A 21,144-nucleotide genomic window follows, 5' to 3' on the forward strand; every position below is an offset into this window, starting at 1 on the left:
CTTCAGGCGTGCGAGCGCTGCCACTCGTCAATCATGCTGCGCAAATGTTCCCCGGAAAAACTCCCGAAATGACCGCCATGCACGGTGCGGATCGGCAACTCACGCAAGCGTTGCAGGCTGCGGGCGTAGTCGTCGAGGTTGGAGTGGTAGGCGTCTTCGATCAATGGCCCGTCGTAGATGATGTCGCCGCTGAACAGGGTTTCGGTTGCCGCCTCAAACAGGCTGATGCCACCGGGTGAATGTCCGGGTGTGTGCAGTACTTGCAGCACTCGATCACCCAGGTCCAGCACATCCCCCTCATTGATAAACCCGGTGGCCGGTGCGGCTTTGACCCGGTATTCGGCGTAGCACAACGGACAGTCCGGGTGTGCCTCGAACATGTCATCGCCGACGAACACCCGGCTCAAGTCGTTTTCGCCGTCAGGTGCCGCAAGGATGTCCGCTTCGGCAGGATGCACCAGGCGTTCAGGGAATTCGTGATGCCCGGCGATGTGGTCGAAATGGCAATGGCTGGCCACCGCCAGCAGCGGTCGTTCGGTGATCCACGGCAATTGCTCGCGCAGGCTGACCAGCCCGGAACCGCTGTCCAGCAGCAGGTCTTTGTCGCGACCCTGAATGTGCCAGAGGTTGCAGCGATAGAAAGGGCGGATGTAGGGCTCGTGAATCAGGCGGATGCCGTCGCTGAGTTGTTTGACCTCGAACCACTGATCGCGAGAAACAATCTTCATCAAAGGTTTTCTCCAGACGAAAAAAAACGGGTGTGGCAACCGACGCCACACCCGTCGAAGAAAGCATCAAGTCGTTATGTTCAGCTTAGATAGCGCTCGCCACTACTGCCGGGCGACGGGACATCAGGCTGACCACAACGAAGCTCACCAGACCTACAGCCAGGCTGTAGTAGATCGGGGTGTTGGCGTCCATACCGTCCTTGACCATGAACAGCAGCGCCGTGGCGAAGCCCATGCCCATGCTGGCGATAGCGCCGGCGGTGGTTGCGCGTTTCCAGAAGATTGCACCGATCAGCGGGATCAGCATGCCGCCCACCAACAGGTTGTAGGCCAGGGTCAAGGCACTGATCACGTCGTTTACCACCAGCGCGATACCCAGCACGGCGATGCCGGTCAGCAGGGTGAACAGGCGGTTGATACCCAGGCTCGACTGTTTACCGCCGCGCAGTTTCGGCAGCAGGTCTTCGGTCAGGGTGGTGGCGGCGGCGAGCAGGCCGGCGCTGGCGGTGGACATCATCGCCGCCAGGGCAGCGGCGATCACCAGGCCACGGATACCGTCCGGCAGGGACAGTTTGACGATGGCGGCGAAGGCGTTGTTGACGTTGTCCAGGTCCGGGATCAGCACATGAGCGGCCATGCCGATCAGGGCGCAGGCCAGCCCGTAAAGGATGCAGTAGAAGCCTGCGAATGTACCGGCGACCTGAGCCACTTTGGCGCTCTTGACGGTGAACACACGCTGCCAGATGTCTTGGCCGATCAGGATCCCGAAGAAGTAGATCATGAAGTAGGTGATGATGGTGTCCCAGCCAATCGTGGTGAAGCTGAAGGCGGTTGCCGGCAGTTTCAACACCAACTCATCCCAGCCACCGACGCGGTACAGGCAGATTGGCAACAGGATGAACATCAGGCCCACGGTCTTGATGACGAACTGGACGATGTCGGTCAGGGTCAGGGACCACATGCCGCCGATCGCCGAATAAATCACCACCACGCCACCGCCGACCAATACCGACAGCCAGAACGGCAGGTCGAACAGCACTTGCAGCACGGTGCCAATGGCCAGGATCGAGACCACGCCGATCATCAGCGCATACGCCAGCATGATCACCGCGCTCGCGGAGCGGGCCATCGGGTTGTAGCGTTTTTCCAGCACCTGGGTAACGGTGTAGATCTTCAGTTTCAGCAGCGGTTTGGCGAGGAACAGGTTGAGCGCCACGATCCCGCAACCCAGTGCGGCGCAGAGCCAGAAACCGGAGATGCCATGAACGTAGCCCAGACGCACGGTGCCCACGGTGGACGCGCCGCCGAGGACGGTGGCAGCCATGGTGCCCATGTACAGGCTCGGGCCGAGGTTACGACCGGCGACCAAAAAGTCTTCGTTGGTCTTGGCCTTGCGCATGCCGTAGTAGCCGAGTATCAGCATCGCGGCGGCGTAGATGAGTACGACGAATAAATCCAAAGCCATGATGGCGTGTCTCCGATTGTCTTTTTTATGGTGAAACAAACAAGGTTCTGTGGTGCAGCTTTTGGTGGGAGCGGGCTTGCTCGCGAAGACGGCGGCACATCCAACATCGATGTGACGTAAAGACCGCTTTCGCGAGCAAGCCCGCTCCCACAGGTAATGCGTTGAATCAGGCGGCTTGTCGCAACGCCGGTTTACCGAGCGAATCCGTGCTTTTGCTGCGTGAATCATTCGGGCCGAACACCGCAGCCGATTCCGGAAACAGGCTCAGCAGCGCCAGGTACACCAGCGAGGCCAGGCCAAGGGTCACCGGCAGGCTGATGTCGATGCCATCCGCCAGATTCCCGAGGACACCCACGAATTGCCCCGGCAGGTTCACAAAGCACAAACCGACCAATGCACTCGGGATCCAGGCACCCAGCCCACGCCAGTTCCAGCCATGCGTGAACCAGTAACGACCGCCTTTCTCGCCGCGGGTGAACACTTGCAGGTCATCCGGGCAATAGAAGCCGCGGCGCACCAGCAGACCGATGATCATGATCACCATCCACGGGGTGGTGCAGGTGATGATCAGCACGGCGAAGGTCGACACGCTCTGCACCAGGTTCGCCGCGAAGCGTCCGATGAAAATGAAGGCAATCGACATCACACCGATCAGCAGCGTGGCCTTGACCCGCGACAGCACACGCGGGAACACACTGGACATGTCCAGCCCGGTGCCATACAGCGAGGTGGTGCCGGTGGACATGCCGCCGATCACCGCGATCAGACACACCGGCAGGAAGAACCAGCTCGGCGAAACGGCCAGCAGACCGCCGACGTAGTTGTTGGCGGCGATGTAGTCCGGCGCCTTGATCGCGACGATGGTCGCGGTGGCGAGGCCGAACAGGAACGGGATGAACGTTGCGATCTGCGAGATCACCACCGCGGCCATGATCCGGCGCTTGGAAGTGTCACGCGGGATGTAACGCGACCAGTCACCGAGAAACGCGCCGAACGAAATCGGGTTGCTCATCGCTACCAGCGCGGCGCCGATGAAGGCTGCCCAGAAACCAGGCTGACCCATGTTCACGGTACCGGCGTAGTTCACGTCGAAAGGACCGGCGAAAGCGAAGATGCCCAACAGGAACAACAGGCTGGCGCTCCACACCGCGATCTTGTTGACCCACAGCAGGAAACGGAAGCCGTAGATGCAAACCGTCAGCACCAGAATCGCGAACAGACCGTAGGCCAGGCCCAGGGTCAGGTCGGTTTCCGGCAGACCGATCAGGCGTTTGGCGCCGCCGATCAACGCATCACCCGAACTCCACACCGAGAGCGAGAAGAAGGCTATGGCGGTCAACAGCGACAGAAACGAGCCGACGATCCGCCCGTGCACGCCGAAGTGTGCACCGGAAGACACGGCGTTGTTGGTGCCATTGATCGGACCGAACAGGCCCATCGGCGCGAGGATCAGCGAGCCGAGCAGCACGCCCAGCACAATCGCCCAGACACCGGCCTGAAAAGACAGGCCAAACAGCACCGGGAAACTGCCGAGCACGGCGGTGGCAAAGGTGTTGGAACCGCCGAAGATCATCCGGAACAAGTCCATCGGGCCTGCGGTGCGTTCGTTGTCCGGGATCTGTTCGACCCCGTAGGTTTCAATGTGCGTAAGGCTTTGGTCATTGTTGTTGTTATTCATGATCTGCTCCGATCATAAAGGCGCGCTCATCGTGTGTGAGCGTCACCTGTTTGGCTAAGGGGTTGGCAGCCCTTCCGGCATTGCGGACAAATGTTCATGGCAGGCCAGCCACAGGCCTTGTTGTTCTTGGCCAGACGCTTGTTTCTTGAAAACAATCGTCTCGCGCTCCTGGCTGAAGTGTTGCTCCCCTTGCGTGCGCAGCTCGGTGGCCACGTCATGGATGAAAATCGCCACGTCACCCTGCAGGCTGACAAAGGCGTTGCTCGAGGTGCACGACAGCACCTCGAAGCCATCCTCGGTACGCCAGCTGTTCCACAACGCCTGATAGGCATCGCGCGACAGCAGTGCCTGCTCGAGAGTGTAAAACACGAAGCTGGCATCGGCGCTGAACGCACCGAAGTAGGCTTCGCGATCGTTACGGGCAAAGGCAGATACCAGATCGGCGGCGGCCTTCAAAACCTGATCACGTTCGTTCACGACCGATCCTCAGCGATGGACCACGCCAGGCAGTACGCAGAGCATTTCGTACAGCAGGTTGGCGGCCAGCAGCGAGGTGTTGCCGGTGGTGTCATAAGCGGGCGAGACTTCTACCAGATCGCAACCCACCAGGTCGAGGCCTTGGCAGCCGCGAACGATTTCAATGGCCTGAATGGTCGTCAGACCACCGATTTCCGGGGTACCAGTGCCAGGTGCCCAGGCCGGGTCGATGCCGTCGATGTCGAAACTCAGGTACACCGGACCGCCGCCGACTTTTTCGCGAACTTCGGCCATCAAAGGCGTCAGGGATTTGTGCCAGCACTCTTCGGCCTGAACCACACGGAAGCCCTGGTTACGGCTCCAGTTGAAGTCGTCAGCGGTGTAACCCTGGGCGCGCAGACCGATTTGCACGACGCGGTCCGGGTCGATAAGGCCTTCTTCGACGGCGCGACGGAAGGTGGTGCCGTGGGCGATTTTCTCGCCGAACATGTGATCGTTTACATCGGCGTGGGCGTCGATGTGCACCAGGCCGACCTTGCCGTGCTTCTTGTGGATGGCACGCAGGATCGGCAGGGTGATGGTGTGGTCGCCGCCGAGGGTCAGAGGGATCACATCGTGTTCGAGGATGTTGTCGTAGGATTCTTCGATGATCCGTACGGCATCCAGCAGGTTGAAGGTGTTGATTGCCACGTCGCCGATGTCGGCAACCGACAGCGAGTCGAACGGCGCTGCGCCGGTGGCCATGTTGTACGGGCGGATCATCACCGATTCGGCGCGGATGTCACGCGGCCCGAAACGGGTGCCCGGACGCAGCGAAGTACCGATGTCCAGTGGCACGCCAACGAAAGCGGCGTCGAGGCCGGCAGCGGTAGGTACATGGGGGAGTCGCAGCATGGTGGCGATGCCGCCGAAGCGCGGCATTTCGTTGCCGCCCAGTGGTTGGTGAAGAATCTTGTCCACGGGTAGGGCCTCGTCGTTGTTTTATTTATGTCGGTTGCGCAGGTCCAGGGAGGATCGGGCACCGTTAGGGGGCCGATTCTGCGAAAGGTAGTGGCCGGGAAGAATCGCTACGGGCAAATACTTAGTTCAGATTTTTCTAAACTAATGCCTTGCCTGGCGCTAGACTCCCGGATCACCATTACCCCTGTGGGAGCGGGCTTGCTCGCGAAGGCGTCGTGTCATTCGACATCAATGGTGCCTGACCCGCCGCCTTTGCGAGCAAGCCCGCTCCCACAAGGATTGTGTTTCTACAGAAGTACCGCGCGTAACCTGGTGACCGGAGCACTTCCATGGCCAACGCTTTACCCGACCTGAAACTGTTGCGCATCTTCGTCAGCGTGGTCCGTCATCAGGGGTTCGCCAACGCCCAGCAAGAACTCAACCTCTCGACCTCGGCGATCAGCACCTACATGAGCCAGCTCGAAGCAGCCCTCGGCCTGGTGCTCTGCCATCGCGGTCGCGGTGGTTTCAGCCTGACCAGCAAAGGCGAATTGTTCCATCAGGAAACCCTGCGCCTGCTCGGCGAACTCGAAGGTTTCGAGCAATACGCGGCGGCGCTGAAGGGTGAACTGCGCGGCACGCTGAACCTCGGCGTCATCGACTCCACCGTCAGCGACAAGGCCTTGCCGTTTGCCGAAGCCATCGGCGCCTATAGCCAGGAACACCCGGCGGTGCATTTGCACCTCTCGGTGATGAGCCCGTACGAACTGCAACTCGGCGTGCAGGACAATCGTCTCGACCTGGCCATCGGCGCGTTTTCTACGCGCATGAGCGGGCTGGTCTACATGCCGCTGTACCGCGAACAGCACTGGTTGTATTGCAGCAGCCGCCATCCACTGTTCACCGAGCGACGCATCCCCGAGCAAGTCATCACCCAGCAACGCATGGTCGGCCGCGGTTACTGGAGCCAGGCCGAACTGGCGCGCCACGGTTTCAAGCACAGCGCCGCGACCGTGGAAAGTATGGAGGCGCAGCTGATCCTGGTGCTGTCCGGCGCCTACATCGGTTACCTGCCGGAGCACTACGCCCAGGCCTGGGCAGACAAGGGTGACTTGCGCGTGTTGCTGCCGGCGACCTTCGGTTATCAGGCGCCGTTCTCGATGATCGTGCGCCGGGGCCGCAGCCGCGAACCGCTGATCCAGACGTTTCGCGACCTGCTCAAATCGCAACTCAATCAGGCCGTTTAAAGGGAAAAGAAGTAATGTCCAGAACCCAGTGCCCGCGCTGCCTGCGCCCGCAAACCCATTGCTTGTGCCCCCTGATCCCGAGCCTCGACAGCCGCACTCGGGTGTTGCTGCTGCAACATCCAAGCGAAGTGAACCATGCGCTGAACACCGCGCGGTTGGCGGCGTTGGGGCTGAAGAGTGCGCAGTTGATCGTGGGCGAAGTATTCGAGGATTTGCCGGCGTTGTTGAATCAGCCGGGCTATCAGGCACGACTGCTGTTTCCTGGGGAGGAGGCGCAGCCGTTGCAGGCGTACACCGCGAATGATCAGCCGCTGTTGCTGGTCGTACCGGACGGCACCTGGCGCAAGGCGCGCAAAATGCTGCACCTCAATCCGCTGCTGGCGGCGTTGCCGAGGGTGATGCTGGCGGAGGGCGGGGTGTCGCGTTATCGCTTGCGCAAGGCGCCGGAACCGGGCGCGTTGTCGACGGTGGAGGCGATTGTGCGGGCGTTGCAGACGCTGGAAGGGCCTGTCAGTTTCGAGCCGTTGTTGAAACCGTTCGAGGCGTTGATCGAGGGGCAGATTGCGGCGATGGGGGAGGAGACCTTTCAGAAGAATCACGGGCCGAAATAATCGTTGCCAGTGAGGGCCTCTTCGCGAGCAAGCCCGCTCCCACATTTGATCGCATTCCTTCTGGAAGAACTCGGTCGAATGTGGGAGCGGGCTTGCTCGCGAAAGCGGTAGAATAATCACCAAAAACTCCGGATCCAGACTACCGCTCGCGCATCGCCTCTGTCCGCGCCTTCAACACCGGTTTCAGCAGATAATCCAGCACACTTTTCTCCCCCGTGATGATGTCCACAGTGGCAACCATGCCGGGAATAATCAACAGCGGTTTCACATCCCCACCCAAGTGATTTTTATCAGTGCGCACCTGAATCAGATAAAAACTGTTGCCCTTGTCATCCGTAATCGTGTCCGCACCAATCAACTCCAGCTTCGCACTCAACCCGCCATAAATCGTGTAGTCGTACGCACTGAACTTGACCATCGCTTTCTGCCCCGGATGCAGGAACGCCACGTCCTGCGGTCGCACCTTGGCTTCGATCAGCAGGTTTTCTTCGATGGGTACGATTTCCACCATGTCGCTGCCCGGCTGAACCACGCCGCCGATGGTGTTGACCTTCAGCACTTTGATAATCCCGTGCACCGGCGACACCACCGTGGTGCGGCTGACGCGGTCATCGATGGCGATGCTCGACGCGGTGATTTTCGACAGGTCGGTGCGTTTCTCATTGAGCTCCTTCGCCGCGTCCGAGCGGAAGGATTGTTCCGATTCGTCGATCTTGCTTTTGATCTCGTTGATGGCTGATTCGGCGCGAGGAATCGCCAGCGTCGTGGCGTTCAGCGAGCCGCGAATCTCCACCGCGCTGCGTTTAAGCCGGAGGATTTCCACCGGCGAAACCGCCCCGGTGCCCACCAACGGCGCGGACATGTTCATTTCCTGTTGCAACAGCGCCAGGCTTGAACTGAATTGACCCTGTTTCGAGCGGAACTCCGCCAGTTCCTGGGTTTTCTGCCGCAGTTGTTCGGTCAGCGTGCGCTGTTCGCTGGCCAGGCGCCGTTGCCGTTGTTCGTACAGCGAGCGCTCGTCCTCAGCGACTTGCGGCGCCTTGGCGATCACCTCCGGCGACAGCTTGAACGGCCGCCCTTCGGCCTCGGCGGACAGGCGTTCGACCTGCGCGGTCAACGCATACCGATCGACCTCGCTTTCACCCTTGTTCGACAGAAACCGTGTGTCATCCAGACGCAGCAAGGTGTCGCCCTTGTTTACCATTTGCCCTTCGCGCACGAAAATCTCGGTGACGATGCCGCCTTCCAGGTTCTGGATCACTTGAACCTTGCTCGACGGAATCGCCTTGCCTTCGCCCATGGTGACTTCCTGCAACACCGCGAACTTGGCCCAGACCACGGCGCTGATGATCAACGCAGCGGCGAGCCACACGGTGATCCGCGACCAGCGCGGAGAATCCTGCAACGAAGCGCCGGCCGTTTCTGGCATGAACTCGCTTTCGGCGCTTTTGCTGAAGCTGTCGAAGTAGCCGCGTGAACCTTGTGAAGACGACATGGGCGGACTCCTAGACGGGCGCAGAGCCGACACGGCCCTTGCGCAGTGCATCGATGACCGCTTCTTTCGGGCCGTCGGCGACGATCCGCCCGTTGTCCAGCACTACTAACCGATCCACCAGGCTGAGCATCGAGGTGCGGTGGGTCACCAGCAGCAAGGTTTTGCCCTGGACCCAACCGTGGAGTTTTTGCCGCAGGACATCTTCGCTGCTGTTGTCCATGGCGCTGGTGGGTTCGTCGAGCAGCATGATCGGTGGGTCGAGCAACAAGGCGCGGGCCAGCAACACCGCCTGACGCTGACCGCCGGACAGCAATTGCCCGCGTTCGCCGACAGGCCGGTCAAACCCTTGTGGATGTTGACGGGCCAGTTCGGTCACACCGGTCAGTTCCGCCACTTCCAGCATTCGTGAATCGCTGATGTAACGCGCGCCGAGGGTCAGGTTGTCGCGCAGGCTACCGGCCAGCAGCGGCAGGTCATGGGCGACGTAACCGATCTGTTGGCGCAGGTCGGCGACGTCCAGTTGCCGCAGGTCCAAGCCATCGAGCAGCAGTTGACCTTCCTCCGGCTCGTAGAAGCCCATCACCAGTCGCCCCAGGGTGCTTTTGCCCGAGCCGCTGCGCCCGATGATGCCGACCCGTTCACCGGGTTTCAGGCTGAAACTGATGTTGGCCAGCGCCGGTGCGTTCTGGCCGTTGTAGCGAAAGGTCACGCCGTGGACGTCGAGAGCGCCCTGCAATTGCGTGCGTTCCAGCGGCCGCTGTTTGGCGTCGCGCTCTTGCGGCAGCCCCATCAGCGCATCGGTGCTTTTCATGGTCAGTTGCGCTTGCTGATAGCGCGTGATCAGCCCGGCGATCTGCCCCAGCGGCGCGAGTACGCGACTGCCGAGCATGTAGGTCGCCACCAGCGCACCGACGCTGAGGTTGCCGGCGATGATGCTGTAGACCCCGGCGACAATGGTCGCCATGCCGGAGAACTGCTGGATGAACAGCGTGCCGTTGGTGGCCAGCGCCGAGAGGTTGCGCGCGTGGCTGTCGAGGCGGGTGAGGGCGCCGTGGGTGCTTTCCCATTTGTGCTGGCGTTCGCTTTCGGCGCTGCAGGCCTTGAGGGTTTCCAGGCCGCCGAGGGTTTCGATCAGCAAGGCCTGGCGCTCGGCGCCGAGAGTCAGGCTTTTTTGCACGGTGTCGCGCAGGCGCACCTGAATCACCATCGCGAACAGGATCGTGAGCGGAAACGCCAGCAACGGAATCACTACCAGCCAGCTACCGAGCAGGCCGATCACCACCAGCATCAGCACGGCGAAGGGCAGGTCGATCAGGCTGGTCAGCGTGACGGCGGTGAGGAATTCGCGCAGACCCTGAAAGTCATGAATGCTCTGGGCAAAACCGCCAATGGTCGCCGGGCGCGCTTTCATCGACATGCCGGTGATGCGTTCGAACAGCGTCGCGGAAAGGATCACGTCGGTTTTCCTCCCGGCAGTGTCCAGCAAATGCGCGCGAACCACTCGCAGTGCCAGTTCGAAACCGGTGCCGATCAGCAAGCCGATGGACAGCACCCACAAGGTTGAAGTGGCCTGGTTCGGCACCACCCGGTCGTAAGTCTGCATGACGAACAGCGGTACCATCAGCCCCAGGAGGTTGATCAGAAAACTCGCCAGGATCGCATCGCTGTACAGCCATTTCGACAGCTTCAACGTGTCGCGAAACCACGCCTCGACCCGTGGCACCAGCGGCGAGCGCAAGTCTTCGAGTTCATGCCGTGGCCGGGCGAACAAGGCCTGGCCGCTGTAGTTTTCGCTGAGTTCTTCGCGGCTGACCCACTGCTCGCCGCCATCGGCTTCGCTCGGCAGAATCAGCAAGCGGCCGTCATCGCCAAAGCGACGCAGGACGGCGGTGCGGCCGTTGTTGAGGATCAGCAACACCGGCAGGTTGAGCGCGGAAATGTCTGCCAGGTCACGGCGTAACAGCCGCGCCTGCAAACTGGCCCGGGCCGCTGCACGCGGCAGCAGGTCCAGGCTCAGGCGTTGGTGTGCCATTGGCAGCCCGGCACTCAGGCTGGCGCGACTGACCGTCGCGCCGTGGAGTTTGCAGAGGATCAGCAGACCGTCCAGAAGCGGGTCATCGAAGCTCAGCCGCGGATCGACACCAGAGTTGCCGGGTTCCATGCTGGTCACATTGATCGCTCCCTTTGAACCGTGGATACACATCTCACTGTAGGAGCTGCCGCAGGCTGCGATCTTTTGATCTTGATCTTAAAAAACAAAATCAAAAGATCGCAGCCTGCGGCAGCTCCTACATGAGGTAACTTCATTTGAGTTCAGGCAAGCGGGCTTCGTTCTTCACTTCGGTCCGGGCGATCGCATCGGCAGGCAGCACCACCCGTTGTTTGCTCAGCAACTGACCCATGTTCGCCAGCACGCGGTACATCGAGAATTCCTCGGTGTAGCGCACTTCGGTGTAGCGGCGGTTGGCGTTGTAGAGCTCGTTTTCGCTGTCGAGTACGTCGAGCAGGGTCCGTTGGCCGAGGCCGAACTGGTCCTGATACGCCGCCCGCACACGGGTGGTGGTTTCCGCGTATTCGCGGGCGGTCGGGGTTTGTTTTTTCGCGTTGACCATGGCGTTCCAGGCCAGGCGGATGTCCTCGTTGAGCTGGCGCAGGGCGTTGTTGCGGATGTCCATCGCCTGGTTGATCTTGTGTGCATCGGACGCCAGCCGCGCCTTGTCGCTACCGCCGCGGAACAGGTTGTAGTTCATCACGATACCGACGCGCCACTGGTTGTCGTGGCCTTCTTCACCGGCGATATTGTTGTTCGCGCCCACCGCTGCCTCAGCGTCGAAGCGTGGGTAGAACGGCGACTTGGCGACTTCGTACTGGCTCTCGGCCGATTGCACATCGGCCTGGGCGGATTTCAGGTACGGGTTGTTGTCGACCATGCTCTGTTGGGCATCCTGGATCGTGGCCGGCAATTCGCCACGAATCGATGGCAGCGTTTCCAGTTCATCGGGCATGCGCCCTGTGACGGCGTAGAAATTCGCTTCGGCATCGGCCAGATCGACTTCGGCGGTATCGAGGTTGTTCTCCGCCAACGCCCGGCGAGCCACGGACTGATCGGCGTCGGCGTTGCTGCCGATACCGCGCTGGGTACGCAGGCCGATCTGGTCGTTGACCCGCAGGTGCGCCTGCAAATTGTTCTTGGCCAGGGTCACCAGTTCGCGGCGCTTGAGCACTTCGAGATAGACCTCGATGGTGCGCAGTGCCAGGTCCTGAGCGGTGCCCTGGGCGTAATAGGCCCGGGAGTTGACCACGCCTTTGGTGCGCTCGACTTCGTTGGATGTATTGAAACCATCGAAGAGCATCTGCCGCAGGCGCAGTTCCGACTGGGTGTAGTTCAGGATTTCCGTGTGGTGATTGCCGAAGGCCCGGGTGTTGGTGTTGTCGCTGTACCCGCGCCCGTACGCGGCATTCAGATCAACAGAGGGATAAAAACCGCCCTTGGCGACTTTCACGTCTTCATCCGCAGACAGGCGGCTGTCTACCCGCGACGCGAGTTCCGGGTGGGTGGCGATGGTGCTCTGGATCGCCTCGGTCAGAGACATGGCTTGAGCCTGGGTCGTGCAAGCCATGGCCAATAGAATCGCACTGCAAAGCGGGGACAATCGGCGCATGGGGCATCTCCCTGAAATCCTTATGGTGCTTATTATTCGCCAAATATTTGGCGGTATTTATAGGTGTAACTGTTTCATACTTGTAACATCAGAGCTAAGAACATTTTCAATAGAACCTTAGAAGCTTTTCTCATAATTGGTATGTCGAAAAAAACTTATGCGCTCTGAAAAATCCAGCACATTGTTCACTGCGAAAGCCTTTGATTTTAGAGCTTTCGGGAGCTTCTTGAGGGTCGAGAAAAGTTCAATCCAATTATCGACACAGGGCGAGGAAGTGCTGGAAGGGGAGGGACGCGAAACGGTTTTTCGGTGACGGTTTTTTGTCACTTGCTGGTTCAAAACCGTTACGCATTGCTCGTAGGTTAGGTGGTTTCGCAACGGCATTCCGATGTGATTGATTACATTGGGTTTTATGCCGAAGCGGAACACTTCGCCCACGAGTGAAACGCTTGGCGAGAATGTCGCCAGGGCAGCGGCTTGATCAGGCAAGCCGCTGCCCGGTAGACGATCCGCCGATAACCCGCTCACGCCATGAACACGTTCTTCGCAATCAACAGGATGCCGACAGCGGTTGGCAGCGGAGGAAGTGCACATGGCTACGCTCATCGGTATCGTCAGTAAGGTCATTGGTCAGGTGTTCGCGCAAGCAAGCAACGGCACCCGACGTGCGTTGATCGAGGGGGACAGGCTGTTCGCCGGCGATCAACTGGTCACGGGTGCCGAAGGCGCGGTGGCGGTGCACCTGCAAAATGGCCAGGAACTGACCCTCGGGCGTGGCAGCAGCCTGCAAATGAACTCGCAGTTGCTTGCACATCAGGTGCCCCATGTGGATACCGCTGAAGCGAGCACGCCGACGCAGGCGCAACTGACCGACGTCGAACGACTGCAAAAAGCGATCGCGGCGGGTGATGACCCGACTCAGACAGCGGAAGCCACGGCGGCAGGCCCGGGTACACCGGGCGCACCCGGAGGTGCATTGGGTGGCGGCCACAGTTTTGTGCTGCTGGAAGAAGTGGCGGGGCGGGTCGATCCAACCATTGGTTTCCCTACCGCCGGCTTCAACGGTATTCCTGAATTTCCTCTGGAGCGTCTGGCCGGTGATCCGGACAACGGTGGCAACGCGGCTGCGGCGCCGATTGGTGCTGATACTTCGGATGTTCCGGGCGTTCCGGATGTTCCGGATGTTCCGAATGACCCTGAAGCTTCGGACAGTCCCGTCACCCTCAACGGCCTCGATGTTCCCGGTGGCGAACTGACCGTCTACGAAAAAACCCTCACCTTCGGCACCGACCCCGATGCCCCGGCTCTGACCCGGACGGGTACCTTTACTGTCAGCGCGCCGGATGGCTTGCAAACCCTGACTGTCGGCGGCATCGCCATCGTCACCGCTGGCGTGGCGGCAGGCTTCCCGCAATCGGCCGACACCTGGCACGGCAGCACGCTAACCATCACCGGTTACGACCCGGCTACCGGCGTGGTGAGCTACAGCTACACCCTCAATTACGACAGCGATCACCCGAATGCCGATGGCGCCAACAGCCTCTCCGAAAACTTCGACGTCATTGCCACCGATGCGGACGGCAGCACCGCGACCGGGCAAATCAACGTCAACATCGTCGATGACACGCCGAACGCCAACCCCGACGCAACGTCGGTGACGGAGGGCGGCGTGGTCAGCGGCAACGTGCTGTGGAACGACGTCGCCGGCGCCGATGGCCCCTTGCTCGGCGGTGGCGTGGTCGGCGTGCGCGCCGGTTCGGACACTTCGACCCCGGTCACTGGCGGCCTCAACACCCAGATCAACGGCACCTACGGTTACCTGACCCTGGACGCTCAGGGCAACGCCGAATACCACAGCTACCCGAACGGGGTGAATGGCCCCGGCGCGACCGACGTGTTCACTTACACCCTGCGCGATAACGACGGCGACGAAAGCACCACGACCATCACCATCGACGTCAACAACAGCTGTATCAACAACCCGGTCACCCTCAACGGCCTCGATGTTCCCGGTGGCGAACTGACGGTTTACGAAAAAAACCTCACCTACGGCACCGACCCGGATGCCCCGGCCCTGACCCAGACCGGCACCTTCACCGTCAGCGCGCCGGATGGTCTGCAGACCCTGACCGTGGGCGGCATCGCCGTGGTCACCGCTGGCGTGGCCGCCGGCTTCCCGCAATCGGCCGACACCTGGCACGGCAGCACGCTAACCATCACCGGTTACGACCCGGCCACCGGCGTGGTGAGCTACAGCTACACCCTCAATTACGACAGCGATCACCCGAATGCCGATGGCGCCAACAGCCTCTCCGAAAACTTCGACGTCGTCGCCACCGATGCGGACGGCAGCACCGCGACCGGGCAAATCAACGTCAACATCGTCGATGACACGCCGAACGCCAACCCCGACGCAACGTCGGTGACGGAGGGCGGCGTGGTCAGCGGCAACGTGCTGTGGAACGACGTCGCCGGCGCCGATGGCCCCTTGCTCGGCGGTGGCGTGGTCGGCGTGCGCGCCGGTTCGGACACTTCGACCCCGGTGAACGGCGGCCTCAACACCCAGATCAACGGCACCTACGGTTACCTGACCCTGGACGCTCAAGGCAACGCCGAATACCACAGCAACCCGAACGCCGTGAACGGCCCCGGCGCGACCGACGTGTTCACTTACACCCTGCGCGATAACGACGGTGACGAAAGCACCACGACCATCACCATCGACGTCAACAACAGTTGTATCAGCCCGGTCACCCTCAACGGCCTCGACGCATGCGGCGGCGAGCTGACCGTCTACGAAAAAAACCTCACCTACGGCACCGATCCCGATGCCCCGGCCCTGACCCAGACCGGCACCTTCACCGTCAGCGCACTGAATGGCTTGCAAACCCTGACTGTCGGCGGCATCGCCATCGTCACCGCTGGCGTGGCGGCAGGCTTCCCGCAATCGGCCGACACCTGGCACGGCAGCACGCTAACCATCACCGGATACGACCCGGCCACCGGCGTGGTGAGCTACAGCTACACCCTCAATTACGACAGCGATCACCCGAATGCCGATGGCGCCAACAGCCTCTCCGAAAACTTCGACGTCATTGCCACCGATGCGGACGGCAGCACCGCGACCGGGCAAATCAACGTCAACATCGTCGATGACACGCCGAACGCCAACCCTGACGCCACGTCGGTGACGGAGGGCGGCGTGGTCAGCGGCAACGTGCTGTGGAACGACGTCGCCGGCGCCGATGGCCCCTTGCTCGGCGGTGGCGTGGTCGGCGTGCGCGCCGGCTCGGACACTTCGACCCCGGTCACTGGCGGCCTCAACACCCAGATCAACGGCACCTACGGTTACCTGACCCTGGACGCCCAAGGCAATGCCGAATACCACAGCTACCCGAACGGGGTGAACGGCCCCGGCGCGACCGACGTGTTCACCTACACCCTGCGCGATAACGACGGTGACGAAAGCACCACCACCATCACCATCGACGTCAACAACAGCTGTATCAACAACCCGGTCACCCTCAACGGCCTCGATGTTCCCGGTGGCGAACTGACGGTTTACGAAAAAAACCTCACCTACGGCACCGACCCGGATGCCCCGGCCCTGACCCAGACCGGCACCTTCACCGTCAGCGCGCCGGATGGTCTGCAGACCCTGACCGTGGGCGGCATCGCCGTGGTCACCACTGGCGTGGCCGCCGGCTTCCCGCAATCGGCCGACACCTGGCACGGCAGCACGCTAACCATCACCGGATACGACCCGGCCACCGGCGTGGTGAGCTACAGCTACACCCTCAATTACGACAGCGATCACCCGAATGCCGATGGCGCCAACAGCCTCTCCGAAAACTTCGACGTCATTGCCACCGATGCGGACGGCAGCACCGCGACCGGGCAAATCAACGTCAACATCGTCGATGACACGCCGAACGCCAACCCCGACGCAACGTCGGTGACGGAGGGCGGCGTCGTCAGCGGCAACGTGCTGTGGAACGACGTCGCCGGCGCCGATGGCCCCTTGCTCGGCGGTGGCGTGGTCGGTGTGCGCGCCGGTTCGGACACTTCGACCCCGGTCACTGGCGGCCTCAACACCCAGATCAACGGCACCTACGGTTACCTGACCCTGGACGCTCAGGGCAACGCCGAATACCACAGCAATCCGAACGGAGTGAACGGCCCCGGCGCGACCGACACGTTCACCTACACCCTGCGCGATAACGACGGTGACGAAAGCACCACCACCATCACCATCGACGTCAACAACAGTTGTATCAGCCCGGTCACCCTCAACGGCCTCGACGCATGCGGCGGCGAGCTGACCGTCTACGAAAAAAACCTCACCTACGGCACCGATCCCGATGCCCCGGCCCTGACCCAAACCGGCACCTTCACCGTCAGCGCACTGAATGGCTTGCAGACCCTGACCGTGGGCGGCATCGCCGTGGTCACCGCAGGAGTGGCGGCCGGCTTCCCGCAGTCGGCCGACACCTGGCACGGCAGCACGCTAACCATCACCGGTTACGACCCGGCCACCGGCGTGGTGAGCTACAGCTACACCCTCAATTACGACAGCGACCACCCGAATGCCGATGGCGCCAACAGCCTCTCCGAAAACTTCGACGTCGTCGCCACCGATACGGACGGCAGCACCGCGACCGGCCAAATCAACGTCAACATCGTCGATGACACGCCGAACGCCAACCCTGACGCCACGTCGGTGACGGAGGGCGGCGTGGTCAGCGGCAACGTGCTGTGGAACGACGTCGCCGGCGCCGATGGCCCCTTGCTCGGCGGTGGCGTGGTCGGCGTGCGCGCCGGCTCGGACACTTCGACCCCGGTCACTGGCGGCCTCAACACCCAGATCAACGGCACTTACGGTTACCTGACTCTGGATGCCCAAGGCAACGCCGAATACCACAGCAACCCGAACGCCGTGAACGGCCCCGGCGCGACCGACACGTTCACTTACACCCTGCGCGATAACGACGGTGACGAAAGCACTACCACCATCACCATCGACGTCAACAGTGGCTGCATCCAAGCGACCAGCGACAACGACGTAACCGTCATCACCAACGTGCTGTCGGGCAGCGTCACGGTGCCTGGCGACGTGCTGCCGGCCAACGACACCGACACCAACCCGCTGACCGCCTCGCCAACCACCTTCAACACCGGCTGGACCGCCAAAGGCGCGGACTTCACCGGCAGCAACCAGAACTACAGTTTCACCGGCAGCAACGCGCAATCCGTGACCATCGCCCGCAGCGCCTTCGTCGCCAACACCGCCGCCATGACCGCGGTGCTGGTGGTCAGCGGCGCGTTGGGCGAAGTCAAACACAACACCGCCAATGACGAAGACCGCATTACCGTCAGCCTCAAACAGGGTGAAACCCTCAACCTCGACCACAACCTGGCGACCGGTCACGTCGCCATGGAGTACTCGGTCAACGGCGGCCCGTTCATTGCCATCGGCGATGGCCAGACCATCACCGCAGCAGCGGACGGCACCTACCAGATCCACATCACCAACATCGACAATGACGGGCCGGGCCACAGCGGCAAGGGCGCAGAAAACTACCAGCTGACCCTGACTGTCGACTACTCCGGCGTCCACAACGTCACCCCGGACTACCACGGCACCTACACCGTCAACGACGACCATGGCGGCAGCGACAGCGCTGCGGTGACCATTACCTATCAGGACGGCCACACCCTCACCGGCACGGCGGGCGATGACGTGTTGGTGGCAGGCACCGGCAACAACGTGATCAACGCGGGCGACGGCAACGATGTGCTCACCGCCGGTGCAGGCAACAACGAACTGCACGGTGGCGCTGGCAATGATTTGCTTTACAGCGGACCGGGCAACGACCTGCTCGACGGCGGCGATGGCATCGACACCGCGAGCTACGCCCATGCCACCGCCGGGGTCAAGGTCGACCTGAGCCTGCTCGGCGCGCAAGGTACCTTAGGCGCCGGCACAGACACCCTGACCGCGATCGAAAATCTCATCGGCTCCAACTTCGACGACACACTCACCGGCGACAACCACAGCAACATCATCACCGGCGGCCTCGGCAACGATGTGCTCAACGGTGGCGGCGGTGACGATTTTCTCATCGGCGGCCTCGGCAACAACACCCTCAGCGGTGGTGCCGGCGCGGACACCTTCCAGTGGCTCAAAGGCAACAGCGGCCACGATGTGGTCACCGACTTCACCCCGGGCACCGACAAACTCGACCTGTCGCAACTGCTGCAAGGCGAGAACGGCACCGCGGCGTCGCTGGATGACTACCTGCACTTCAAAGTCACCGGCAGCGGCGAGTCACTGGTCACCAGCATCGACGTCAGCGGCATGGCCGGCGCCGCGCCGAACCAGACCATCGACCTCGCGGGGGTGAACCTGGCCAGCCATTATGGGGTGACGCCGGGAGCGGGCGGGGTGATTGCCGGCGGGGCGGACACGGCGACGATCATTAACGGCATGTTGAATGACCATTCGTTGAAGGTGGATACCGTGTGATCTGAAGCTTTAAACCACAAAACCCGCCATCCCTGTGTAAGGGATGGCGGGTTTTTTGTTGCGCGTAGTTCAGGGAAGTGTCCGACCAGCGGTAGCAAAACCTGTGATTTCTGACAGTAGCCATTCTTCTGGTAGTGCCTTTAAATCGAGTCATCGGTTAGTCAAAACATCCGTCTAATCACCGCTGTAACGCGCTGCCGATCCAACGCTGCGGAAAATGCAAATCAGGTTCTCGAACAGGCGCCGGGTCACTTTGGATTGGGCGTTGAATCGTTAAGTGGGCGCAACGCCCGATGACTGAAAGGAGCTGTGAAATGACCATCCTTGAAAAGCCAACCGCAACCGCAAAAGAACAGAGATTGCAGAACTACAGGAAGAAACGTCGTATTGCTCAGGCCGACATAGCAGCGCCGACATTAAAAACAATTGTGTTACTGCCAGCGACGGCGGACGACCCGGGCAATCAGCTTCATTCCAGAGATCGAGGTCTTGCAATGGACCTGAAGTTTGAAAGATTTCCAACGGCAGATTATCCAGATGAATCAACCATCACAGTGCAAGCCCTGTTCAACGGCACCCCGGTAGGAAACATATTGACCGAGGCCACGCCACTGAAAGACTCATTTTTTGAACAAACGTTGACGATACCGGCAGGTCTGACAAACCAACCAGGCGAACATTTGGTGCAATACCGCGTCGGTTATCGTTTAAATGGAGATGATTCGTTGCCGTTAACCGTCAATGTCGACGATGAGTCCCCTGTCCTTTCGGTGGAAGTTATCGTTCCTGCTCCAATTAAAAATGAGGGTATTACCGCTGAATTTTTTGATACTAACAATTTCGTGCCGTTGAGTTTGGCCGCTACGTATACCGGTGCAAAAATTAACGATATCGTTCAATATTTTATTAAAGAGTCTGGTCAGCCAACAGCAAGCGCTACGCTTATAGATACCATAGTGCGCACTGATCTTGCTGTTCCATTGAATACCGAAAAGCTTACCAAGGCGTTGGTCGGGATCGATGAAGGGAAGGTTGATGTTTATGCGGTAGCAACTGATCGTAAAGGCAATGTAAGTCAAACGTCTCCGTTGCTGGTACTTGATGTGTCACTCTTTCCTTCCCCAAGGGACCAGGCGGTGACAGTCGAACTGCATGATGATGACGGTGTTATCTTGTTCGAAGATGCACGAACACCAGTCAATACAGTTCTGGCTTATCTTAACTATAAACCTGATGATAAGTGGCGGCTCTCCGTAGAGAATCAGCTCCCTGCAGTGGAATTGGATCTTACTGGAGGCTCGCATACCCATACGTTTCTGTACAAGTATCTATACAATGGGAACGCTGGTGAGAAAGTAGTCGATTTCAACTGGCAAATCAGGCGCGGTGACAAGCTCTATCCGCCGGGTTTGCCACACAACAAAAAATTGAAGATTGATTTAAGAACACCAGGTGAACAACCCGATCCCGAGAACCCGGGATTGCCAGGCTCGCCTGATCCGAGATTGGAGCTGATCACGGTTCAAGGTGTAGATAGGTCGAGGTCTAACTACCTGATCACGGCAGACTCGGAACATGGGGCGAAGGCTTTCGTTAAAATACATAAAGACCATAAACCGGGTGAGCAAGCACATTTGGTCTTTCACGGCGTTGAAATCGAAGAGGCAGAAGGAGGCGTCTTTACGGTGGAGGCTAGCCACGATGATGACACTATTATGTGGTTTGATGTTCCGTCCGATTATATCAAGGGTGGAGGTAATAATAAGCAGACCCGTGTAGAGTACTATCTGACTCATAGTTTGAATTCCACAGTCATTCGCTCGAATGTCACGTTTGTAGAGGCTTATATTAATCCTACCTCTATGGAACAGGCCAACTTCGCGATTACCGGTGATGCGGGCGATGGTCCAGAGTTGTACTGCGGCTCCTTACAACACAACGGCGACTTGGGCACTATGGCGGTGGAGGCCACGTTTGCCGGAGGCGCTCAATTCGCGAATTCGATTATTAAGTTTCACGTCCAGGGTTATGAAAATACGCAAGATACCGGCGGCAACAATGTGCCAGGCTTGGTCATTCCTGATGCAATAGATACCGTGGAGATACAATTAGACGCTAGCGGGAGCGCGAAGAGCGCGTTTTTTACTTATCACGTCTTTGAGAAAATCAAAAACGGTTGGTGTGAAATTACCACTTCTACCAAACAGGACGGTTATTCGACGCCATCTGAACCACGTTTGTTCCGGGTAGGTATGGAGCGCCCCGGGGGAGATTTCTGCAGAATTCCCTGATCAAAAAATGGAGGCGCTTAGGCGC

At 60.2% G+C, this 21,144-nt stretch carries 13 protein-coding genes; 4 read left to right on the plus strand and 9 right to left on the minus strand.

Going from position 1 to position 21,144, the window contains the following annotated elements; genetic code table 11:
* Positions 1-2: 2 nt before the first annotated feature.
* The 5 genes from ACA073_RS07085 to speB form a co-directional block, all read right to left on the minus strand.
* A complete protein-coding gene (locus ACA073_RS07085; protein WP_497402638.1) occupies positions 3-728 on the minus strand; it encodes an MBL fold metallo-hydrolase in 726 nt (241 codons plus the stop codon).
* Between the two features lie 85 nt (positions 729-813).
* Positions 814-2,193, minus strand: coding sequence for a sodium:solute symporter family protein (locus ACA073_RS07090; RefSeq protein WP_497402639.1), 1,380 nt, complete (start codon positions 2,191-2,193; stop codon positions 814-816).
* Between the two features lie 166 nt (positions 2,194-2,359).
* Entirely contained in the window at positions 2,360-3,871 is a 1,512-nt protein-coding gene (locus ACA073_RS07095) for a purine-cytosine permease family protein (protein ID WP_497402641.1), read from the minus strand.
* Between the two features lie 54 nt (positions 3,872-3,925).
* Positions 3,926-4,348: a YybH family protein gene (locus ACA073_RS07100; RefSeq protein WP_497402642.1), complete on the minus strand. Its 423-nt coding sequence runs from the start codon at positions 4,346-4,348 to the stop codon at positions 3,926-3,928.
* Between the two features lie 9 nt (positions 4,349-4,357).
* Complete coding sequence (gene speB / locus ACA073_RS07105; RefSeq protein ID WP_497402643.1) at positions 4,358-5,308, minus strand: agmatinase; 951 nt, start codon at positions 5,306-5,308, stop codon at positions 4,358-4,360.
* 329 nt (positions 5,309-5,637) lie between these two features.
* Here speB and ACA073_RS07110 point away from each other — a divergent pair, with 329 nt between their 5' ends.
* A complete protein-coding gene (locus tag ACA073_RS07110; RefSeq protein ID WP_497402645.1) occupies positions 5,638-6,534 on the plus strand; it encodes a LysR family transcriptional regulator in 897 nt (298 codons plus the stop codon).
* A gap of 14 nt (positions 6,535-6,548) precedes the next feature.
* Positions 6,549-7,145, plus strand: coding sequence for a tRNA-uridine aminocarboxypropyltransferase (locus tag ACA073_RS07115; protein WP_497402646.1), 597 nt, complete (start codon positions 6,549-6,551; stop codon positions 7,143-7,145).
* 139 nt (positions 7,146-7,284) lie between these two features.
* Here ACA073_RS07115 and ACA073_RS07120 read toward each other — a convergent pair whose 3' ends face one another.
* From ACA073_RS07120 to ACA073_RS07135, 4 genes are all read right to left on the minus strand, one after another.
* The gene (locus tag ACA073_RS07120) at positions 7,285-8,640 is read right to left on the minus strand and encodes an HlyD family type I secretion periplasmic adaptor subunit (RefSeq protein ID WP_497402647.1); all 1,356 of its coding nucleotides are present in this window, start codon (positions 8,638-8,640) and stop codon (positions 7,285-7,287) included.
* A 10-nt stretch (positions 8,641-8,650) separates the two neighbouring features.
* Positions 8,651-10,810 (minus strand): type I secretion system permease/ATPase, encoded by a 2,160-nt coding sequence (locus tag ACA073_RS07125; protein ID WP_497402649.1) that lies wholly within the window; start codon positions 10,808-10,810, stop codon positions 8,651-8,653.
* 133 nt (positions 10,811-10,943) lie between these two features.
* Complete coding sequence (locus tag ACA073_RS07130) at positions 10,944-12,302, minus strand: TolC family outer membrane protein (protein ID WP_497402650.1); 1,359 nt, start codon at positions 12,300-12,302, stop codon at positions 10,944-10,946.
* Positions 12,303-12,419: 117 nt separating this feature from the next.
* On the minus strand, positions 12,420-12,896 hold the full coding sequence (locus ACA073_RS07135; protein ID WP_497402651.1) for a hypothetical protein: 477 nt from the start codon (positions 12,894-12,896) through the stop codon (positions 12,420-12,422).
* Here ACA073_RS07135 and ACA073_RS07140 point away from each other — a divergent pair.
* Complete coding sequence (locus tag ACA073_RS07140; RefSeq protein WP_497402653.1) at positions 12,895-18,828, plus strand: retention module-containing protein; 5,934 nt, start codon at positions 12,895-12,897, stop codon at positions 18,826-18,828. The two genes, ACA073_RS07135 and ACA073_RS07140, sit on opposite strands and share 2 nt — an antisense overlap.
* A 314-nt stretch (positions 18,829-19,142) precedes the next feature.
* Positions 19,143-21,119, plus strand: a complete 1,977-nt coding sequence (locus ACA073_RS07145) for a DUF4249 domain-containing protein (protein ID WP_497402655.1) — start codon at positions 19,143-19,145, stop codon at positions 21,117-21,119.
* Positions 21,120-21,144: the final 25 nt, after the last annotated feature.

This window comes from Pseudomonas sp. LBUM1670, assembly GCF_059695695.1.

What these genes read in the sequence shown, in the direction of transcription:
- ACA073_RS07085 (WP_497402638.1), bottom strand. Translation starts at nt 728, where the DNA reads ATGAAGATTGTTTCTCGCGATCAGTGGTTCGAGGTCAAACAACTCAGC.
- ACA073_RS07090 (WP_497402639.1), bottom strand. Translation starts at nt 2,193, where the DNA reads ATGGCTTTGGATTTATTCGTCGTACTCATCTACGCCGCCGCGATGCTG.
- ACA073_RS07095 (WP_497402641.1), bottom strand. Translation starts at nt 3,871, where the DNA reads ATGAATAACAACAACAATGACCAAAGCCTTACGCACATTGAAACCTAC.
- ACA073_RS07110 (WP_497402645.1), top strand. Translation starts at nt 5,638, where the DNA reads ATGGCCAACGCTTTACCCGACCTGAAACTGTTGCGCATCTTCGTCAGC.
- ACA073_RS07115 (WP_497402646.1), top strand. Translation starts at nt 6,549, where the DNA reads ATGTCCAGAACCCAGTGCCCGCGCTGCCTGCGCCCGCAAACCCATTGC.
- ACA073_RS07120 (WP_497402647.1), bottom strand. Translation starts at nt 8,640, where the DNA reads ATGTCGTCTTCACAAGGTTCACGCGGCTACTTCGACAGCTTCAGCAAA.
- ACA073_RS07130 (WP_497402650.1), bottom strand. Translation starts at nt 12,302, where the DNA reads ATGCGCCGATTGTCCCCGCTTTGCAGTGCGATTCTATTGGCCATGGCT.
- ACA073_RS07140 (WP_497402653.1), top strand. Translation starts at nt 12,895, where the DNA reads ATGGCTACGCTCATCGGTATCGTCAGTAAGGTCATTGGTCAGGTGTTC.
- ACA073_RS07135 (WP_497402651.1), bottom strand. Translation starts at nt 12,896, where the DNA reads ATGTGCACTTCCTCCGCTGCCAACCGCTGTCGGCATCCTGTTGATTGC.
- ACA073_RS07145 (WP_497402655.1), top strand. Translation starts at nt 19,143, where the DNA reads ATGACCATCCTTGAAAAGCCAACCGCAACCGCAAAAGAACAGAGATTG.